Origin of the sequence: Streptomyces sp. NBC_01723 (assembly GCF_036246005.1) — a bacterium.
Classification (GTDB): Bacteria; Actinomycetota; Actinomycetes; order Streptomycetales; family Streptomycetaceae; genus Streptomyces.
Genome location: NZ_CP109171.1, coordinates 8,059,957 through 8,074,385, shown reverse-complemented (window position 1 = coordinate 8,074,385; position 14,429 = coordinate 8,059,957). Strand labels below are relative to the sequence as shown.

Sequence of the window (14,429 nt, the reverse complement as noted above, 5' to 3'; positions counted from 1 at the left end):
AACGACTTTCCGTATTCTCCGCGCGCGCGTGCGAACCCCGGGTCAGATCTGCCAGGAGCGCAGCCGGTCCGCCGCGGCGTAGACGTCGGCCTTGCCGGACATCAGGTCGCGCGCGAGGTCGACCAGGGCGCCGTAGGGCGGGTCGATGCCGGTGCCGGCGGCGAACATGTAGGCCACGGCCGTCGCACAGGCGAAGCGCGCGTTGGCCGAGGGCAGCGGCTTGAGGACGGCGAGGGTGTGCAGCAGCGCGGCGGCCCGCCAGGCCGGGTCGGAGTCCACCCCGAGGCGGGGCGGGTCCACGCGGTGCCGGGCGACGGCGGCCACCAGTGCGGAGAAGTCGTTGACCGTGGGCTGCTCCGGCAGCACTTCCTCGTGGCGCTGAAGCAGCCACGGCACGTCGATGTGCAGGACCGGGGACATGGGTCAGGCGGCCCGCCCCTCGCCCCGGACGGGCGGTGCTTCGTCGTCGGGAAAGGCGGCCGCGAATTCGTCGGCGTGGGCCGAGAAGAACCGGCGGAACGCCTCCGCCCCCTCCTGCAGTGCCCGGTGCCGGGCTATGTCGGCGGCGGCCGCGTCCCGCACGAGCGCCTTCATCGACGTACCGCGTTCCTTGGCGATCTGCCGCAGGTCCTCGAGCTCGCGGTCGCTGAACTCCACGTTCAGAGCTGGCATGCCCCCACGGTACCGCTCCGGTACTGACCCGTAAATAGACCCAGGTCAGAGCCACAAGGAGGCGGTACCGCGACGGGCATGCAGGCGGTCAGCCCTGGTCCGCCACGAAGGAGGCCATCCGGGCCAGCGCGGCGTTCCAGTTGATCGTGTGCTCGTTGGTCGACCAGGACTGGATGTCGTCGATGAAGCAGAACTGGCCGACACAGCCCTGGAGCTTGCTCTGCGCGTAGGGGTCCTGAATGCTCGAGTTCGGCCCGCCGGACAGGGTGCCGTCGGGCGGGCTGGGCAGCGCGGGGTCGAGCTGGTGGGCGTACCAGCGGCTGTGCTGGTTGTGCGCGTTGACCTCGCCGTACCCGGTGACGTACGACATGTTCAGCGCGTTGCGGCCCAGGATGTAGTCCATGCTCTGGACGGCGCCGTCACGGTACTTGGAGCCGCCGGTGATGTCGTAGGCGGTGGCGAGGACGACGGCGTTGTTCAGGACCTGGTGGCTTGAGCCCCAGTCGTACAGGTTGCCGTCGGGCGCGTAGGGCATGCCGTACGGGTGCGCCCGCAGGGTCGCCAGGTAGCCGTCGGCGCCGCGGACGACGGAGCGGCGCACCTCGTCGCGGCCGGGGAGCCGGTTCGGGACGGTCGCCAGGTCCAGCCGGGCGGCCGCCGCCGTGCGCGCCCAGTCGAAGCCGATCGGGCCGAAGATGTCGGCGGTGTGGACCGGGGAGTTCAGCACGTACTCCTTGAAGTCCCGCTCCCCCGTGGTCAGGTACAGCTCGGCCGCGGCCCAGTAGAACTCGTCGTCGACCCGGCTGTCGGGGTAGGCGCCGCCGCCGATGCCGTCGCTCTCGTCGGCGAGCACGTCCGGGTGGGCCAGCGCCGCCGCCCAGGCGGTGCGGGCGGCGTCCAGCGCCTTCGCGGCGAAGTCCCGGTCGTACGAGCGGTACAGGCGGGCCGCCTGTGCGGCCGTCGCCGCCAGGTTCAGGGTCGCCGCGGTGGTCGGCGGGTGGAGTTCGCGCTTCTGCGGGTCGTCGCTCGGCAGCAGCGGCAGCCCGGTCCACTGCTCGTCGTGGATCTTGTGATGGGCCATGCCGGCCAGCGGCTGCCCCTCGGGTACCTGCATCTTCAGCAGGAACTCCAGTTCCCAGCGGGCCTCGTCGAGGACGTCCGGCACCTTGTTGCCGCTCTCGGGGATGTCGAGGGTGCCGTCACCGAGCTTCGCGGGTTCCCCGGTCCGGGCGTGCAGCGAGCGCTCGTGGGTGCTCAGCAGCTCCCAGGTGGAGATGCCGCCGTTGACGACGTACTTGCCGTGGTCGCCGGCGTCGTACCAGCCGCCGGAGACGTCGAGGCTGTAGTCGCACACGCCGGGCTGGCAGGGCACCTCGGTGTCGCCCAGGTTGGGTGCCACGCCCACGTGCCCGGCGGGGCGGCCGTAGCCGGGGCGGAGTCCGTCGCTGATGGCGACGCCGCTGCGCTGCGTGTAGTAGTACTTCGCGGAGTCGGTGCGCAGCCGTTCGTAGGCGGCCGTGCCGATGTCGAACGGGCGGCTGGTCTCGCCGTCGGCGGTCAGCGTGTAGCCCTCGCCGCGTTTCCTGTGGCCGCCGAAGTCGATCGAGTGAACGTTCTGTCCGGAGGAGGCGTCCACGCCGCGCGGCGTGCTGCGGCCGTGGGCGACGACCCGGCCGCCGGCGTCCTTGAGCTGCCAGGGCAGGGCGGCGGTCGCGTCGGTGACGAGGGTGGCGTTCTTCGGTCCGGCGGGCAGGTAGCCGACCTGGTTGACGCGGACCCGCGGTCCGGTGTCGGGGACGTGCGGCTCGGGCTCCACGCCGCCCAGCAGGGACACGTCGTCCACGCAGAACCGCCAGGCGTCGGGCGTGCCGCCGAGCTGGAAGCCGACCTGGCCCTGGGTGGTGTCGACGGGCGAGGTGAAGGTGTACGCGTAGGTGTCGCCGGAGACGCTGAGCTGCGGGCTGACCTCGTAGTACGTGTCGTACGGGGCGACCGACAGGCCGACGATCGCGCGGACCACGTGGTCGGCGGGCGTGCCGGTCGCGGTGAAGGAGAACCGGTACGACTCCCCCGCGACCAGGGTGATGTCGTTCTGGCCGATCGCGGCGTCCCAGCGGTTGCTGGTGCCGCCGGGCGCGTCGGCGCACAGGCGGCCGTCGGACACCGCAGCCGTGACGTTGCTGCCGGCCCACCAGGATGCGGTGCCGTTGTCGAAGGTGCCGTTGCTGACCTGCTCGGTCTCGTCGGCCCCGGCCGGTGCGGCGGGCAGCGCGGTGACGGCCGCAGCCAGCAGGGCCGTCAGGGAGATGAGCGCGGTTCTGCGTCTTTTCACGTCCGGGCTCCTCGGGGGAGGTGGCGCTCGCCGTGATGGGAGCGCTCCCAAATGCGGTCGCAGGCCATGCTTGTGGCAGACATGACATGCCGTCAACGGTCCGGACGGAACTGGTTTCCCGTCCGGACCGGCGCGTGACGGCTCAGACGGCGGGCGCCTCCAGGCGGCTGACGCGGATGGCGCCCCGCACCTCTCCGGGGTGCCGGCTGGTCAGCGTGAGACGGACACCCGAGCCCCGTACCGCGTCGAAGGTGACCACGGTGGGCGCGTCGGACGACGTGGCCCAGTCGGTCTCGGTGCCCCCGGCCGCCCGCCAGGCGCGGCCGTCCCAGACGGCGACCTCGACGGCCGCGGGCAGGCTGTGCGCGTCGTCGACCGTGAAGGAGACCTCGATCCGGCCGTAGCGGCGGGTGCGGCCGTGGGCGAGCGAGATCCAGTCCTCTGGGCGGGCGCCGTCGAAGGCGGGCAGCAGGGCGGTGGCCGCCTTGCGGAAGCCGTTGGACCAGCCGGTCGCGGGGTCACCGTCGATCATGGCGGCGGGGAGGGTGTCGGGGCGGCCGGAGTAGCTCGCGTCCGCGTGCGGGTGGTCCACGGGCGCGGGGTGCTCGGGGCGGAACTCGGGCGCGGGTGTGGTCGCCGGGTCCGGCGCCCGCCGGGCGCCCACGGTCGCCGTGCCCGTGCGCAGGCCGTGCGCGCGGGCGGACACCCGCAGCACGCCGGGCCGGGTGCCGGAGCGCACGATGGCGAGCGCCTTGCCGTGGAAGGCGGTGCGGGTACTGGCCTGGTAGCGCTCGGCGCTCTCCTGGCGGCCGTTGTCGAGTCCGGCCAGTGAGCCGCCCGCGACGTCGAAGGTGATCAGGTGCTCGGCGCCGGGCACCAGCACGCCGTGCCGGTCGACCACCTCGGCGGTCACGAAGACCAGGGACCGGCCGTCGGCGGCGACGGTCTCGCGGTCCGGGGTGAGGCGTACGGCGTGTGCCTCCCCGGCGGTGCGCAGGACGTCGGTGGCGACGGTCCTGCCCTCGCGCCGGGCGACGGCCTTCAGCTCCCCCGGCTCGAAGGGCACCCGCCAGGTCAGGTGGAGCTTGCCGGCGCTGCCGGTGGGGCTGGTGTAGCTGCCCGGGTAGGGGCCGTCGGTGAAGGTCTTGTCGTCACCGGTGGCCTCGGTGGTCTCCAGGTACGTCCGGCCGTCGGCGGTCCGCTTGGTGTCGAACCGGCGGGTACCGAGGGACCGCCCGTTCAGGAACAGCTCGACCGTGTCGACGTTGGCGTACGCCCATACCTCCACGGTGTCGCCCTCGCGGTGGTTCCAGGTCTCCGGCAGCAGGTGGACCATGGGCTCGTCCGTCCACTGGCTGCGGAACAGGTGGTACATGTCCTTCGGGAAGCCGGCGGTGTCGACCGCGCCGAAGAAGGACGCCTTGACCGGGAAGACGTCGTACGGCGTGGGTTCCCCGATGTAGTCGATGCCGGACCACAGGAACTGGCCGGCGAACCACCTGCGGTCCCGGTCCTTCTTGTGGCCGTACTCGCCGCTCATGGTCCAGGAGGCGAGGTTGTTGTCGTAGGACGAGGTGGCCCGGCGTCCCGGGGTGTGGTTCTCGCCGGTGTTCAGGCGCTCCGGCTCCTGGTAGGTGCCGCGCGTGGAGGTCTCGGACGACGACTCGGACTCGAAGAGGAAGAGGTGCGGGTAGGCCGCGTGCAGGTCGTCGACGGACTTGGCGGTGTTGTAGTTGAGGCCCAGTCCGTCCAGCTTGGCCAGCATGAGGTCGGCCGCGGAGCCCTTGGCCGGCATTCCGCGGTACTTGTCGGAGCCGATGACGAGCGGCCGGGTGGCGTCGGCGGCCCGGATCGCGTCGATGATCCGGTCGGCCATGGCGAGTCCGGCGGTGGAGGTGGAGTCGGGGACCTCGTTGCCGATAGACCACATGACGACGGCGGGCGAGTTGCGGGCCGCGAGCACCATCTCGGTGGCGTCGCGCTCGCACCACTCGTTGAAGAAGCGGCCGTAGTCGTAGGGGTTCTTGCCGGTGCGCCAGCAGTCGAATGCCTCCACCAGCATCACGATGCCCAGTTCCTCGCAGACCTCGATCATCTCGGGCGAGGGCGGGTTGTGGGAGGTGCGGAAGGCGTTGACGCCCATCGACTTCATGATCGTCATCTGGCGGCGGATCGCGTCGGCGCTGACGGCGGCGCCGAGTGCGCCGAGGTCGTGGTGGAGGTCGACGCCCTTGATCTTGGCGTACCTCCCGTTGAGGTGGAAGCCCTCCTCGGGGTCGACGCGGCAGGTGCGGATGCCGAAGGGGGTGCGGTAGGTGTCGACGGTCCGGCCGGCGACGCGCAGTTCGGTGTGCAGGATGTACCGGTGCGGGTCCGCGAAGTCCCAGGTCCGGGGGCGGGCGACGGTGAGTTCGTGGGTCTCGCTCGCCTCGTCGGTCACCCGGGCCGTGGAGGCGGCCCGGGCCACCGTGCGTCCGTCGGCGTCCTCGACGGACGACCTGACCTCGACCTCGCGCGCGGCGCCCGAGGTGTTGACGACGGCCGTCTCCACCCGGACGACGGCGCGTTCCGCGCTCACCCGGGGCGTGGTGACGTACGTGCCCCAGCGCCGTACGTGCACGGGCTCGGTGACCACGAGGCGGGCCTCGCGGTAGATGCCGCTGCCGGAGTACCAGCGGCTGCTCGGCAGCCGGTTGCGCACCTGCACCGCGAGGACGTTCTCGGTGCGGCCGTCGGTGTGCACCAGGTCGGTCAGGTCGAGGGCGAATCCGGTGTAGCCGTAGGGGTGGCGGCCGGCCTCCCGGCCGTTGCAGTGGACGCGGGCGTCCATGTAGACGCCGTCGAACTCGACCGAGATCCGCTTGCCGGACAGGGCTGGCGGCAGGGTGAAGGCGAGCCGGTACCAGCCGAGGCCGCCGGGCAGGAAGCCGGTCCCGCTGGTGGTGCCGTGCTCGGTGGTGGGCGTCTGTTCGATGCTCCAGTCGTGCGGGACGGCGACCTCCCGCCATGCCGCGTCGTCGTACGCGGGGTCGGCGGGGGCGGTGGAACCGTCGGCGGCCCCGTCGGGATCGGCGAGCCGGAAGCGCCAGCCGTCGCGCAGGGCGACGGTCCGGCGGCCCGGGGCACCACCCGTCGCGTCCGCGGCCGACGCCGTGGGGGCGGCGAGGACCGCCCCGGCCGCGGGCGTGGCCGCGGAGGCGATCAGTACCGATCTGCGCGTGACCGTCATGACGCATCTCCCTCATCGGGGCCCAGAAGTACTCACAACTGATCGTGACCAAACAGATTCTGACGTCCTGGCATACGCGCTCGTCAAGGCCACGGAAAGCACTTTCTGTCGCGGGTGTCCCGACCCGCCCGGTGGCCCCGCGGCCATGGAGCAGCGTGGGCCCGGTGGTTCGGGTCCGCACGGGGCCCGGACGCACTAGGCTGGGAAGCAGGTGACGCGCTGTTCACAGTGGGTGTGCGCAATGGAGTGGCGACGATGAGTCCGGTCAACCCGTTCGACGATGCCGCCACCGCCCGCGTCGTAGTGGACGACTCCGGCACCTTGCGGGAGTGGAACGAGGGCGCCCACCTGCTGCTCGGCCACCCCGCCGCCGACGTCGTCGGACGCCCCGCCGCCGCGCTGCTGGCCGACGGCGCCGAACCCGCTCCCCCCGGCCTCGACGCCGACCAGTGGAGCGGCACCCTGGAGCTGCGGCACCGGGACGGGCACACCGTGTCGGTGTGGGTGCTCGCCCACCGCAGACCGTCGCAGGACGGCTCGCCGGACACCTGGCTCGCCGCGGCGCCCCTGGAGGTGAACCCCGAGCCTGCGGACGACCCTCTGGTCAGAGCGGCGCTCACCCAGTCACCCTGCGCCATGATGATCTTCGATGACCGGCTCCTGCTGCGCGGAGTAAACGACGCGATGGCACAGCTCGTGGGACTTCCGCGGGACGGGCTGCGCGGCCTGCGGGCCACCGACATCAGCAGCCGTCGGCAGAACAGCGAACTCGAGCGGCACATGCGGCAGGTCCTGGAGACCGGCCGCCGGTCCGACATGCAGACCCATCTCAGGGCCGTCGGCGAGAGCCGCGCCCACGCGTGGAACGCGCGGGTCGCACCCCTGACCGCCCCGGACGGCCGCGTGATCGGCGTCTGCGTGAGCGCCCACGACTTCACCGAGCAGCACCTCGCCCGGCAGCGGCTGCAACTGGTCAACGAGGCCAGCGTGCGCATCGGCAGCACCCTCGACGTCACCCGTACGGCACAGGAACTGGCGGACGTGTGCGTGCCCGCACTCGCCGACCTCGTCACCGTCGACCTGCTGGACCCGCGCGAGAACGGCGGCGAGCCCGCCACCGTGGTCGAACCGCCGGTGGCATTGCGCAGGACGGCCCAGCGGTCGGTCACCCCGGACCACCCGCCGGCGGTGGCCGAGACCGGCGAACTGGACGTCTACCCGGCCGGTTCGCCACAGGCCGAGTGCCTGCTCTCGGGCCAGGCGATCGTGGCCTCGGAGACCTCCGGCGACCTCGAACACTGGCTGGAGTGGGACCCGGTCCGGCTCCAGCGGGTGCGGGAGTTCGGCGTCCACTCCCTGATGTCGGTGCCGCTCCAGGCCCGCGGCACCACCCTCGGCGTGGCGGTCTTCACCCGGTTCCGGCGCCCCTACCCGTTCACCCACGACGACGTCCTGCTGGCCGAGGAGGTCACCGCCCGCGCCGCCGTCTGCATCGACAACGCCCGCCGCTACTCCCGCGAGCGCGAGGCCACGCTCACCCTCCAGCGCAGCCTGCTCCCCCGGTGGCTGCCGCCCACCGCCGCGGTGGAGGCGGCCTCCCGCTACCTGCCGGCCGCCCGCGCGGGAGTCGGCGGCGACTGGTTCGACGTCATCCCGCTGTCCGGGATGCGGGTGGCCGTGGTCGTCGGGGACGTCGTCGGCCACGGCATCCAGGCGTCGGCGACGATGGGCCGGCTGCGCACCGCCGTCCGCACCCTCGCCGACATCGACCTGACACCCGAGGAACTGCTCACCCACCTCGACGACCTGGTGGTCCGGCTCTCCGAGGAGTCGGGCGAGGACAGCGCGGGCGAGGTCGGCGCCACCTGCCTGTACGCGGTGTACGACCCGGTCTCGCGGCAGTGCGCCCTGGCCCGGGCCGGGCATCCGGCGCCCGTCCTGGTACCGCCCCACGGACCGCCCCGGCTGCTCGAGCTGCCCTCGGGGCCGCCGCTGGGCGTGGGCGGGCTGCCGTTCGAGTCTGCTGAGCTGGAGCTGCGCGAGGGCAGCGTGCTGGCGCTCTACACCGACGGCCTGGTCGAGAGCCGGGACCGGGACGCCGACGCCGGCCAGTCGCTGCTCCGCGAGGCGCTGTCGACCCCGGCCGACTCCCTGGACGTCACCTGCGACCGCGTGCTGCGCACCCTGCTCCCGTCGGGCAGCGCGGCCGACGACGTGGCACTGCTGCTGGCCCGCACCCGGGGGCTGCCCGCCGGACAGGTCGCCACCTGGGACATCCCCGCCGACCCCTCGCTGGTCGCCCCGGTGCGCAAGCAGGTCCTCGAACAGCTGTCCACCTGGAGCCTGCTGGAGGCGTCCTTCACCGCCGAACTGGTGGTGAGCGAGCTGGTCACCAACGCCATCCGGTACGGCTCCCCGCCCATCCGGCTGCGGCTGATCCACGACGCGGCCACGCTGATCTGCGAGGTCTCCGACACCAGCCACACCGCGCCCCACCTGCGCCGGGCCAAGACCTGGGACGAGGGCGGGCGCGGCCTGCTGCTGGTCGCCCAGCTCACCCAGCGCTGGGGCAGCCGGCACACGACCGACGGCAAGACGATCTGGGCGGAGCTGGGGCTGCTCGACGAGGAATGAGGCCCCCGTTTCCCGGGCGGTGTGACGGGACACCCGTGGGGAACAGGGCGTACGGCGCCGCGTCGGGGCGCGCTGTGCGCGAGACCTGACGGGAGTGTGGAAAGCGATGGCGAACACGTCCCAGCCGCTGCGCCGGACGGCCCTGCTCGCGAGCGGGGCCGCGCTTCTCGGCCTGCTGAGCGCCTGCGGCACCGAGAGCGGTACGTCGAGCACCCCGCGGCCCGCCGAGTCCGCCCGCACGACCGGTACGGACCCCGGGGCCGCGACGGACCCCGGTACCGCGACCGACACCGCGCCCGCGGTCGGCGCCGCGCCGAGCGACACCGCGGGGTCGGCCTCCGCCTCGGGCCGTACCGACGGCCGCTGCCACACCTCCGAGCTGCGCGCCACGGTCGGCCGCGTCGACCCGGGCGCCGGCCAGCGGAACTTCCCGGTGGTGCTGACCAACACCGCCGACCGCACCTGCACGTTGTACGGCCATCCCGGCGCCGCCTTCCTGGACGCGTCCGGCAAGCAGTTGGGCCCGGACCCGGAACGCACGCCCGCCTCCCCGCGCACCGTCACGCTGACGCCGGGCGAGAGCGCCTGGGCCGGGCTGTCGTTCTCCAGCCCGCAGATCAGCGGCGCCCGCACGGCCACCCCGGCGGCCCTGCTCGTCACCCCGCCGGACGAGCACGATCCCCTCAAGGTGAAGTGGACGGCCGGTGAGGTCCCGGTGGGCGGCGACGAGTCGTCGGTGTCCGTCACCGCCCTGGAGGCGGGCACGGGCCCCTGAGGCGCCCGTTGCGGGATCAGTGGCCGGCGATCGGGTGGGGCGCGTAGGGGCGCTCCAGCTCCTCGGTCTCCTTCTCACTGAGCGTCAGTTCCACCGCTGCCACGGCGTCCTCGAGGTGCCCCGGCTTCGACGCGCCGACGATCGGCGCGGTCACCGTGTCCTGGTGCAGCAGCCAGGCGAGGGCGACCTGGGCGCGCGGTACTCCGCGCTCGGCGGCGATGCGGGTGACGGCCTCGACCACGGCTCGGTCGCCCTCCTGGTAGAGGGTGCTGCCGAAGTTGTCGGTGGCGCTGCGCTCGGTGGCGGTGTCCCAGTCGCGGGTGAGCCGGCCGCGGGCGAGCGGGCTCCAGGGCAGCACGCCGACGCCCTGGTCCGCGCAGAGGGGCAGCATCTCGCGCTCCTCCTCGCGGTAGACGAGGTTGTAGTGGTTCTGCATCGACACGAACCTCGTCCAGCCGTGCCGCTCGGCGGTGTACTGCATCTTGGAGAACTGCCAGGCGTACATCGAACTGGCCCCGATGTAACGGACCTTGCCCGCCTTCACCAGGTCGTGCAGGGCCTCCATCGTCTCCTCGACCGGGGTGTCCTGGTCGTAGCGGTGGATCTGGTAGAGGTCGACGTAGTCGGTGCCCAGCCGCCGGAGGCTGTGGTCGATCTCGGTCATGATCGCCTTGCGGGACAGGCCGGCCCCGTTGGGTCCGGGACGCATCCGGCCGTTGACCTTGGTCGCGAGCACGATGTCGTCACGGCGGGCGAAGTCTCGCAGCGCCTTGCCGACGATCTCCTCACTGGTGCCGTCGGAGTAGACGTTGGCGGTGTCGAAGAAGGTGATGCCGGCCTCCAGCGCCTGCCGGACGAGCGGACGCGATGCCTCCTCGTCGAGCGTCCACTCGTGCGTGCCGCGGTCCGAGACTCCGTACGTCATGCAGCCCAGGCAGATCCGCGACACGTCCAGGCCCGTCGAACCGAGCTTCACGTACTGCATCGTTGCTGCTCCTGTCTTCCGGATCATCCGTACCAGGGCGAGCGTACGTCTTCGCGCGCGCTCGAACCCCGGCCCCGATATTCCGCCGATAACGCCCACGGCTAGCTTTTCGGCGTCCCTGTCGCGTCCGGTGAAAGGCATCCCGTGAAGAAACTGGCCTCCGCCCTCCTCGCCGCCGTGTTCCTCGGCGGCATGTCCGTCGCCGCCGCGCCCGCGGCCTCGGCGGCCACCGCGCCGGGCGCCACCGCGTCGGCGGCGCCCGGCTGCGTCACCGAGACCCAGAAGGTGAGCAAGGGCTACGGAACGATCACCGTCTGTGTCAACGAGGACGGGACCGCCCGGGCCTACGGCGACCTCCACTGCACCGCGTTCGGCGCCGTCCTGGTGATGTGGGACGTCGCCTGGCAGACGACCTCCGGTGTCAAGATCTCGAACGTGGCGACCGCCGGCTGGGGCGACGACGACGTCGTGTTCGACGTCGACCCCGCGGCCGGCGACGACGGGATCACCGGGATCACCGGGGTGGACGACATCGTCCTGTCCACGATCTACATGTGATCCCCGGCCCGCGCGGGCACGGTGTCAGCCCACCCGCTCCGACACGGTGATGGCGCCGACGGGGCACGCGCGGGCGGCCTCCCGCACCAGGGCGCTGCCGCCCCCGTCCTCCCGGCCGGGGCGGAGCGCGCTGTAGCCGTCGTCGTCCTGGGTGAAGACCTCCGGGGCGGTCAGGGCGCACTGCCCCGCCCCGATGCAGGTGTTCCGGTCGATACCGATGTGCATGTGCGGACCCTCCTACCAGGCCACGGGGAGTTCCAGCATCCCCTGGATCGTGTCGCCGGGCTTGAAGGGAATCTCCTCCGCCGGGGCGGCCAGGCGCAGTTCGGGCAGCCGCTCGAAGAGGCTGCGCAGGGCGATCTCCAGTTCGGCGCGGGCCAGGTTCTGGCCCAGGCACTGGTGGATGCCGAACCCGAAGGCGACGTGATGGCGGGCCGGACGGTGCCAGTCCAGGGCGTCCGGCTCGGGGTAGACCGTCTCGTCCCGGTTGATGACGGAGGTGGCGAAGACGACCCCGTCTCCGGCCCGGATGGTCAGCCCCTCCACCTCGATGTCCTCGACGGCCGTCCGGAGCAGCCCGTCCGCGATCGAGAGCACCCGCATCAGTTCCTCGACGGCGCCGGGCAGGAGCCCGGGATCCGCGCGCAGTTCGGCCAGGCGCCCGGGGTTCCGCAGGAGCGTGAAGGTGCCCAGGGAGATCATGTTGGCGGTGGTCTCGTGGCCGGCGACCAGTAGGATGACCGCGAAGGCGATCAACTGGTCACGGTCCAGGGCCCCTTCGCTCAGCTGCTGCCGGACCAGGTCGTCCAGCAGACCCTCGCCGGGCTCCTTCCGCTTGCGGTCGACCAACTCCCCCAGGTACGACTCCAGTCGGTCGCGCGCCTCGAGGGTGTCTTCGGGCCGGGGGCCGCGCAGCAGCCGGCGGGACTGCTCCTCGAAGAAGTCGTGGTCGGCGTAGGGGACGCCGAGCAGCGCGCAGATCACCATCGAGGGCACCGGCAGCGCGAAGGCCGGCACCAGGTCGGCGGACCGGCCCTGCGCGATCATCGCGTCGAGCCGTTCGTCGACGATCTCCTGGATGCGCGGGCGCATGGCGGCGGCGCGCTTGAGGGTGAACTCCGGGATCACCATCCTGCGTTGGGCGCGGTGTTCCGGGTCGTCGACGCCGAGCAGGGCGGGACTGCGCCCCCGTACCGCGGTGAGCCGTGCCGAGGTGGCGGGGAAGCCGTCGCGGGTGCGGTCGGTCGACAGGCGCTGGTCGGCCAGCAGCCGGCGGGCGGTGGTGTGTCCGGTGACGAGCCAGACGGGGCGGCCGTCGAAGAGGGTGACGCGGGCCAGCGGGCGGGTGGCGCGCAGTGGGTCGTAGGCGGCGGGCGGGTGGTAGGGACAGGTCCGGTCCTGCGGGAAGGCGACGGGGTGCGTCGTGTCCGTGTCCGTCATGGAAGACCTCGCAGACGAAGAGTGCGTCGTGCCGATCTTCATTAGATGCCTCGGGCATCTATGCGGCGACGCCAAGTTCGGCCAGATCGGTGACGGGGGCAGACTGGCCGGGGATCACCGGGTGCGGGGCGCCAGGCGGGCCCCGCGGGGCCGGGCGCGCCGGGTTCGTGGCGCGATCGGGCCGTCCGGGAGCGCCGATCGCCCGCCGGATCCGGCCGGGCGGCACGGTGCCCGGTGGTTCGGGGGCAGGATGCGGTATGGATGGGACGGGTCCGCACCGGTCGGTGACGTACACCGGGCCGGTCGTCGGCCCGACGAAGCGACTGAGCGACTGAGCGACTGAGCGACGACGGAACGGATGCACACATGCCTCTGGACGGCGAGTACGAACCCAGCCCGACGAAGTGGGTGCGTGAACAGGTCGAGCTGTACGAGAGCTCGGGCGGCACGAAGGGCACGACCCTGCAGAACACGGGCCTGCCCGTGATCGTGCTGACCACCCGGGGCGCCAAGAGCGGGAAGATCCGCAAGACGCCGCTGATGCGGGTCGAGCAGGACGGCACGTACGCCGTGGTGGCCTCCCTGGGCGGCGCCCCCAAGCACCCGGTCTGGTACTTCAACGTGAAGTCCGATCCCCACGTGGAACTGCAGGACGGCCCGGTGCGGCGCGACATGACGGCCCGTGAGGTCACCGGCGTGGAGAAGGCCGAGTGGTGGGAGCGAGCGGTCGCGGCGTACCCGCCGTACGCCGACTACCAGAAGAAGACGGACCGGGAGATTCCCGTCTTCGTCCTGGAGCCGGCCGACGGAAGCTGATCCGGGCGCACCGGATTCCCGGCGACGGCGTGCATGGAGCGCCGGATTCCGGGCACCCGAGGGTCAGGCCCCGCCGCGTTCCCCCGTCGCGGCGGGGCTTTCCGCTGCCTCGCGCGCGGGGCGGTCGGTGACGTCGAGGAAGATCTCCCCCGCCTCGGGAACGGTGTGGGCGATGGAGCGCTTGATGCGCACCGCGGCCTCCTCCACCCGTTCGCTGTCCATGCCCGGCATCAGGTCGACGCGCGCGGCCACCAGGGTGGAATCCAGGCCGGTCTTCATGGTGAACAGCGCCTCGACGCTGTCGATCTCCGGCTGCGCCTCCAGCAGGGCGCAGATCCGGCCGCTGGCCTCGGGGTCGGCGGCCTCGCCGATCAGCTGGTCGCGGGCCTCGCGGCCCAGCCGGTAGGCGACGTACACGAGCAGTCCGCCGATCGCGAGCGAGGCGCAGGCCTCCCAGACCACCTGGCCGGTGACCATGTGCAGGACCATGCCGGCCATGGCCAGGGTCACCCCGAGCACCGCGGTGCCGTCCTCGGCGACGACCGTGCGCAGGGCCGGGTCGCGCAGCCCGGTGGCGATGCCGCCCTGGCCCCGGACCTGGTACAGGGCCCGCAGCAGCGAGGCACCCTCGGCGAGCAGGGCGACGCCGAGCACGACGAGTCCGGCGACGTAACCGCTCAGTTCCTCGTCGGCGCCGCTGCGCAGGGCCTCGACGCCCTGGTAGAAGGAGAAGCAGCCGCCCATGACGAAGATGCCGACGGCCGCGAGGAGCGACCAGAAGAAGCGTTCCTTGCCGTAGCCGAAGGGGTGCTTGCGGTCGGCGGGGCGGCGGCTGCGGCGCAGGGCGGCGAGGAGGAAGACCTCGTTCATGCTGTCCGCCACCGAGTGCGCGGCCTCCGACAACAGCGCGGGCGATCCCGCGAGGAATCCGCCGATCGCCTTGGCGACGGCGATCACCAGATTGGCCGCGAGGGCGACCAGCACGGTG

Annotated in this window: 12 protein-coding genes; 4 read left to right on the top strand and 8 right to left on the bottom strand. The window is 72.4% G+C overall.

Features of this window, described 5'->3' with window-relative positions:
- Positions 1-42 precede the first annotated feature (42 nt).
- The 4 genes from OIE75_RS37495 to OIE75_RS37480 all read right to left on the bottom strand — a co-directional run bounded on the left by OIE75_RS37495 (position 43) and on the right by OIE75_RS37480 (position 6,233).
- Positions 43-420 (bottom strand): toxin Doc, encoded by a 378-nt coding sequence (locus tag OIE75_RS37495; protein ID WP_307016769.1) that lies wholly within the window; start codon positions 418-420, stop codon positions 43-45.
- Between the two features lie 3 nt (positions 421-423).
- Positions 424-672: a hypothetical protein gene (locus OIE75_RS37490; protein WP_307016768.1), complete on the bottom strand. Its 249-nt coding sequence runs from the start codon at positions 670-672 to the stop codon at positions 424-426.
- Between the two features lie 88 nt (positions 673-760).
- Positions 761-3,004: a glycoside hydrolase family 9 protein gene (locus OIE75_RS37485; protein ID WP_329473576.1), complete on the bottom strand. Its 2,244-nt coding sequence runs from the start codon at positions 3,002-3,004 to the stop codon at positions 761-763.
- Positions 3,005-3,146: 142 nt separating this feature from the next.
- Positions 3,147-6,233 (bottom strand): glycoside hydrolase family 2 TIM barrel-domain containing protein, encoded by a 3,087-nt coding sequence (locus OIE75_RS37480; protein WP_329473575.1) that lies wholly within the window; start codon positions 6,231-6,233, stop codon positions 3,147-3,149.
- A 255-nt stretch (positions 6,234-6,488) separates the two neighbouring features.
- Between OIE75_RS37480 and OIE75_RS37475 the strand changes: the two genes are divergently transcribed.
- Positions 6,489-8,867 carry a SpoIIE family protein phosphatase gene (locus tag OIE75_RS37475; protein ID WP_329473574.1) on the top strand — a complete coding sequence of 793 codons (2,379 nt, stop codon included), beginning with the start codon at positions 6,489-6,491 and terminating at the stop codon, positions 8,865-8,867.
- Positions 8,868-8,973: 106 nt separating this feature from the next.
- Positions 8,974-9,642 carry a DUF4232 domain-containing protein gene (locus tag OIE75_RS37470; RefSeq protein WP_307016763.1) on the top strand — a complete coding sequence of 223 codons (669 nt, stop codon included), beginning with the start codon at positions 8,974-8,976 and terminating at the stop codon, positions 9,640-9,642.
- Between the two features lie 16 nt (positions 9,643-9,658).
- Here OIE75_RS37470 and OIE75_RS37465 read toward each other — a convergent pair whose 3' ends face one another.
- Positions 9,659-10,627, bottom strand: a complete 969-nt coding sequence (locus OIE75_RS37465; RefSeq protein WP_329473573.1) for an aldo/keto reductase — start codon at positions 10,625-10,627, stop codon at positions 9,659-9,661.
- A gap of 144 nt (positions 10,628-10,771) precedes the next feature.
- Between OIE75_RS37465 and OIE75_RS37460 the strand changes: the two genes are divergently transcribed.
- Complete coding sequence (locus OIE75_RS37460; RefSeq protein WP_307016761.1) at positions 10,772-11,185, top strand: hypothetical protein; 414 nt, start codon at positions 10,772-10,774, stop codon at positions 11,183-11,185.
- Positions 11,186-11,209: 24 nt separating this feature from the next.
- On the opposite strand, the gene OIE75_RS37455 is transcribed toward OIE75_RS37460, so the two are convergent.
- Positions 11,210-11,410, bottom strand: a complete 201-nt coding sequence (locus OIE75_RS37455) for a ferredoxin (protein WP_122615216.1) — start codon at positions 11,408-11,410, stop codon at positions 11,210-11,212.
- Positions 11,411-11,422: 12 nt separating this feature from the next.
- Positions 11,423-12,625, bottom strand: a complete 1,203-nt coding sequence (locus OIE75_RS37450; protein WP_307016759.1) for a cytochrome P450 — start codon at positions 12,623-12,625, stop codon at positions 11,423-11,425.
- A gap of 366 nt (positions 12,626-12,991) precedes the next feature.
- Here OIE75_RS37450 and OIE75_RS37445 point away from each other — a divergent pair, with 366 nt between their 5' ends.
- Positions 12,992-13,441 carry a nitroreductase family deazaflavin-dependent oxidoreductase gene (locus OIE75_RS37445; protein WP_307016757.1) on the top strand — a complete coding sequence of 150 codons (450 nt, stop codon included), beginning with the start codon at positions 12,992-12,994 and terminating at the stop codon, positions 13,439-13,441.
- Positions 13,442-13,504: 63 nt separating this feature from the next.
- Here OIE75_RS37445 and OIE75_RS37440 read toward each other — a convergent pair whose 3' ends face one another.
- A complete protein-coding gene (locus tag OIE75_RS37440) occupies positions 13,505-14,425 on the bottom strand; it encodes a cation diffusion facilitator family transporter (protein ID WP_373463096.1) in 921 nt (306 codons plus the stop codon).
- Positions 14,426-14,429: the final 4 nt, after the last annotated feature.

Coding starts and splice junctions, on each gene's coding strand:
- OIE75_RS37495 (WP_307016769.1), bottom strand. CDS start 420: ATGTCCCCGGTCCTGCACATCGACGTGCCGTGGCTGCTTCAGCGCCAC.
- OIE75_RS37490 (WP_307016768.1), bottom strand. CDS start 672: ATGCCAGCTCTGAACGTGGAGTTCAGCGACCGCGAGCTCGAGGACCTG.
- OIE75_RS37480 (WP_329473575.1), bottom strand. CDS start 6,233: ATGACGGTCACGCGCAGATCGGTACTGATCGCCTCCGCGGCCACGCCC.
- OIE75_RS37475 (WP_329473574.1), top strand. CDS start 6,489: ATGAGTCCGGTCAACCCGTTCGACGATGCCGCCACCGCCCGCGTCGTA.
- OIE75_RS37470 (WP_307016763.1), top strand. CDS start 8,974: ATGGCGAACACGTCCCAGCCGCTGCGCCGGACGGCCCTGCTCGCGAGC.
- OIE75_RS37465 (WP_329473573.1), bottom strand. CDS start 10,627: ATGCAGTACGTGAAGCTCGGTTCGACGGGCCTGGACGTGTCGCGGATC.
- OIE75_RS37455 (WP_122615216.1), bottom strand. CDS start 11,410: ATGCACATCGGTATCGACCGGAACACCTGCATCGGGGCGGGGCAGTGC.
- OIE75_RS37450 (WP_307016759.1), bottom strand. CDS start 12,625: ATGACGGACACGGACACGACGCACCCCGTCGCCTTCCCGCAGGACCGG.
- OIE75_RS37445 (WP_307016757.1), top strand. CDS start 12,992: ATGCCTCTGGACGGCGAGTACGAACCCAGCCCGACGAAGTGGGTGCGT.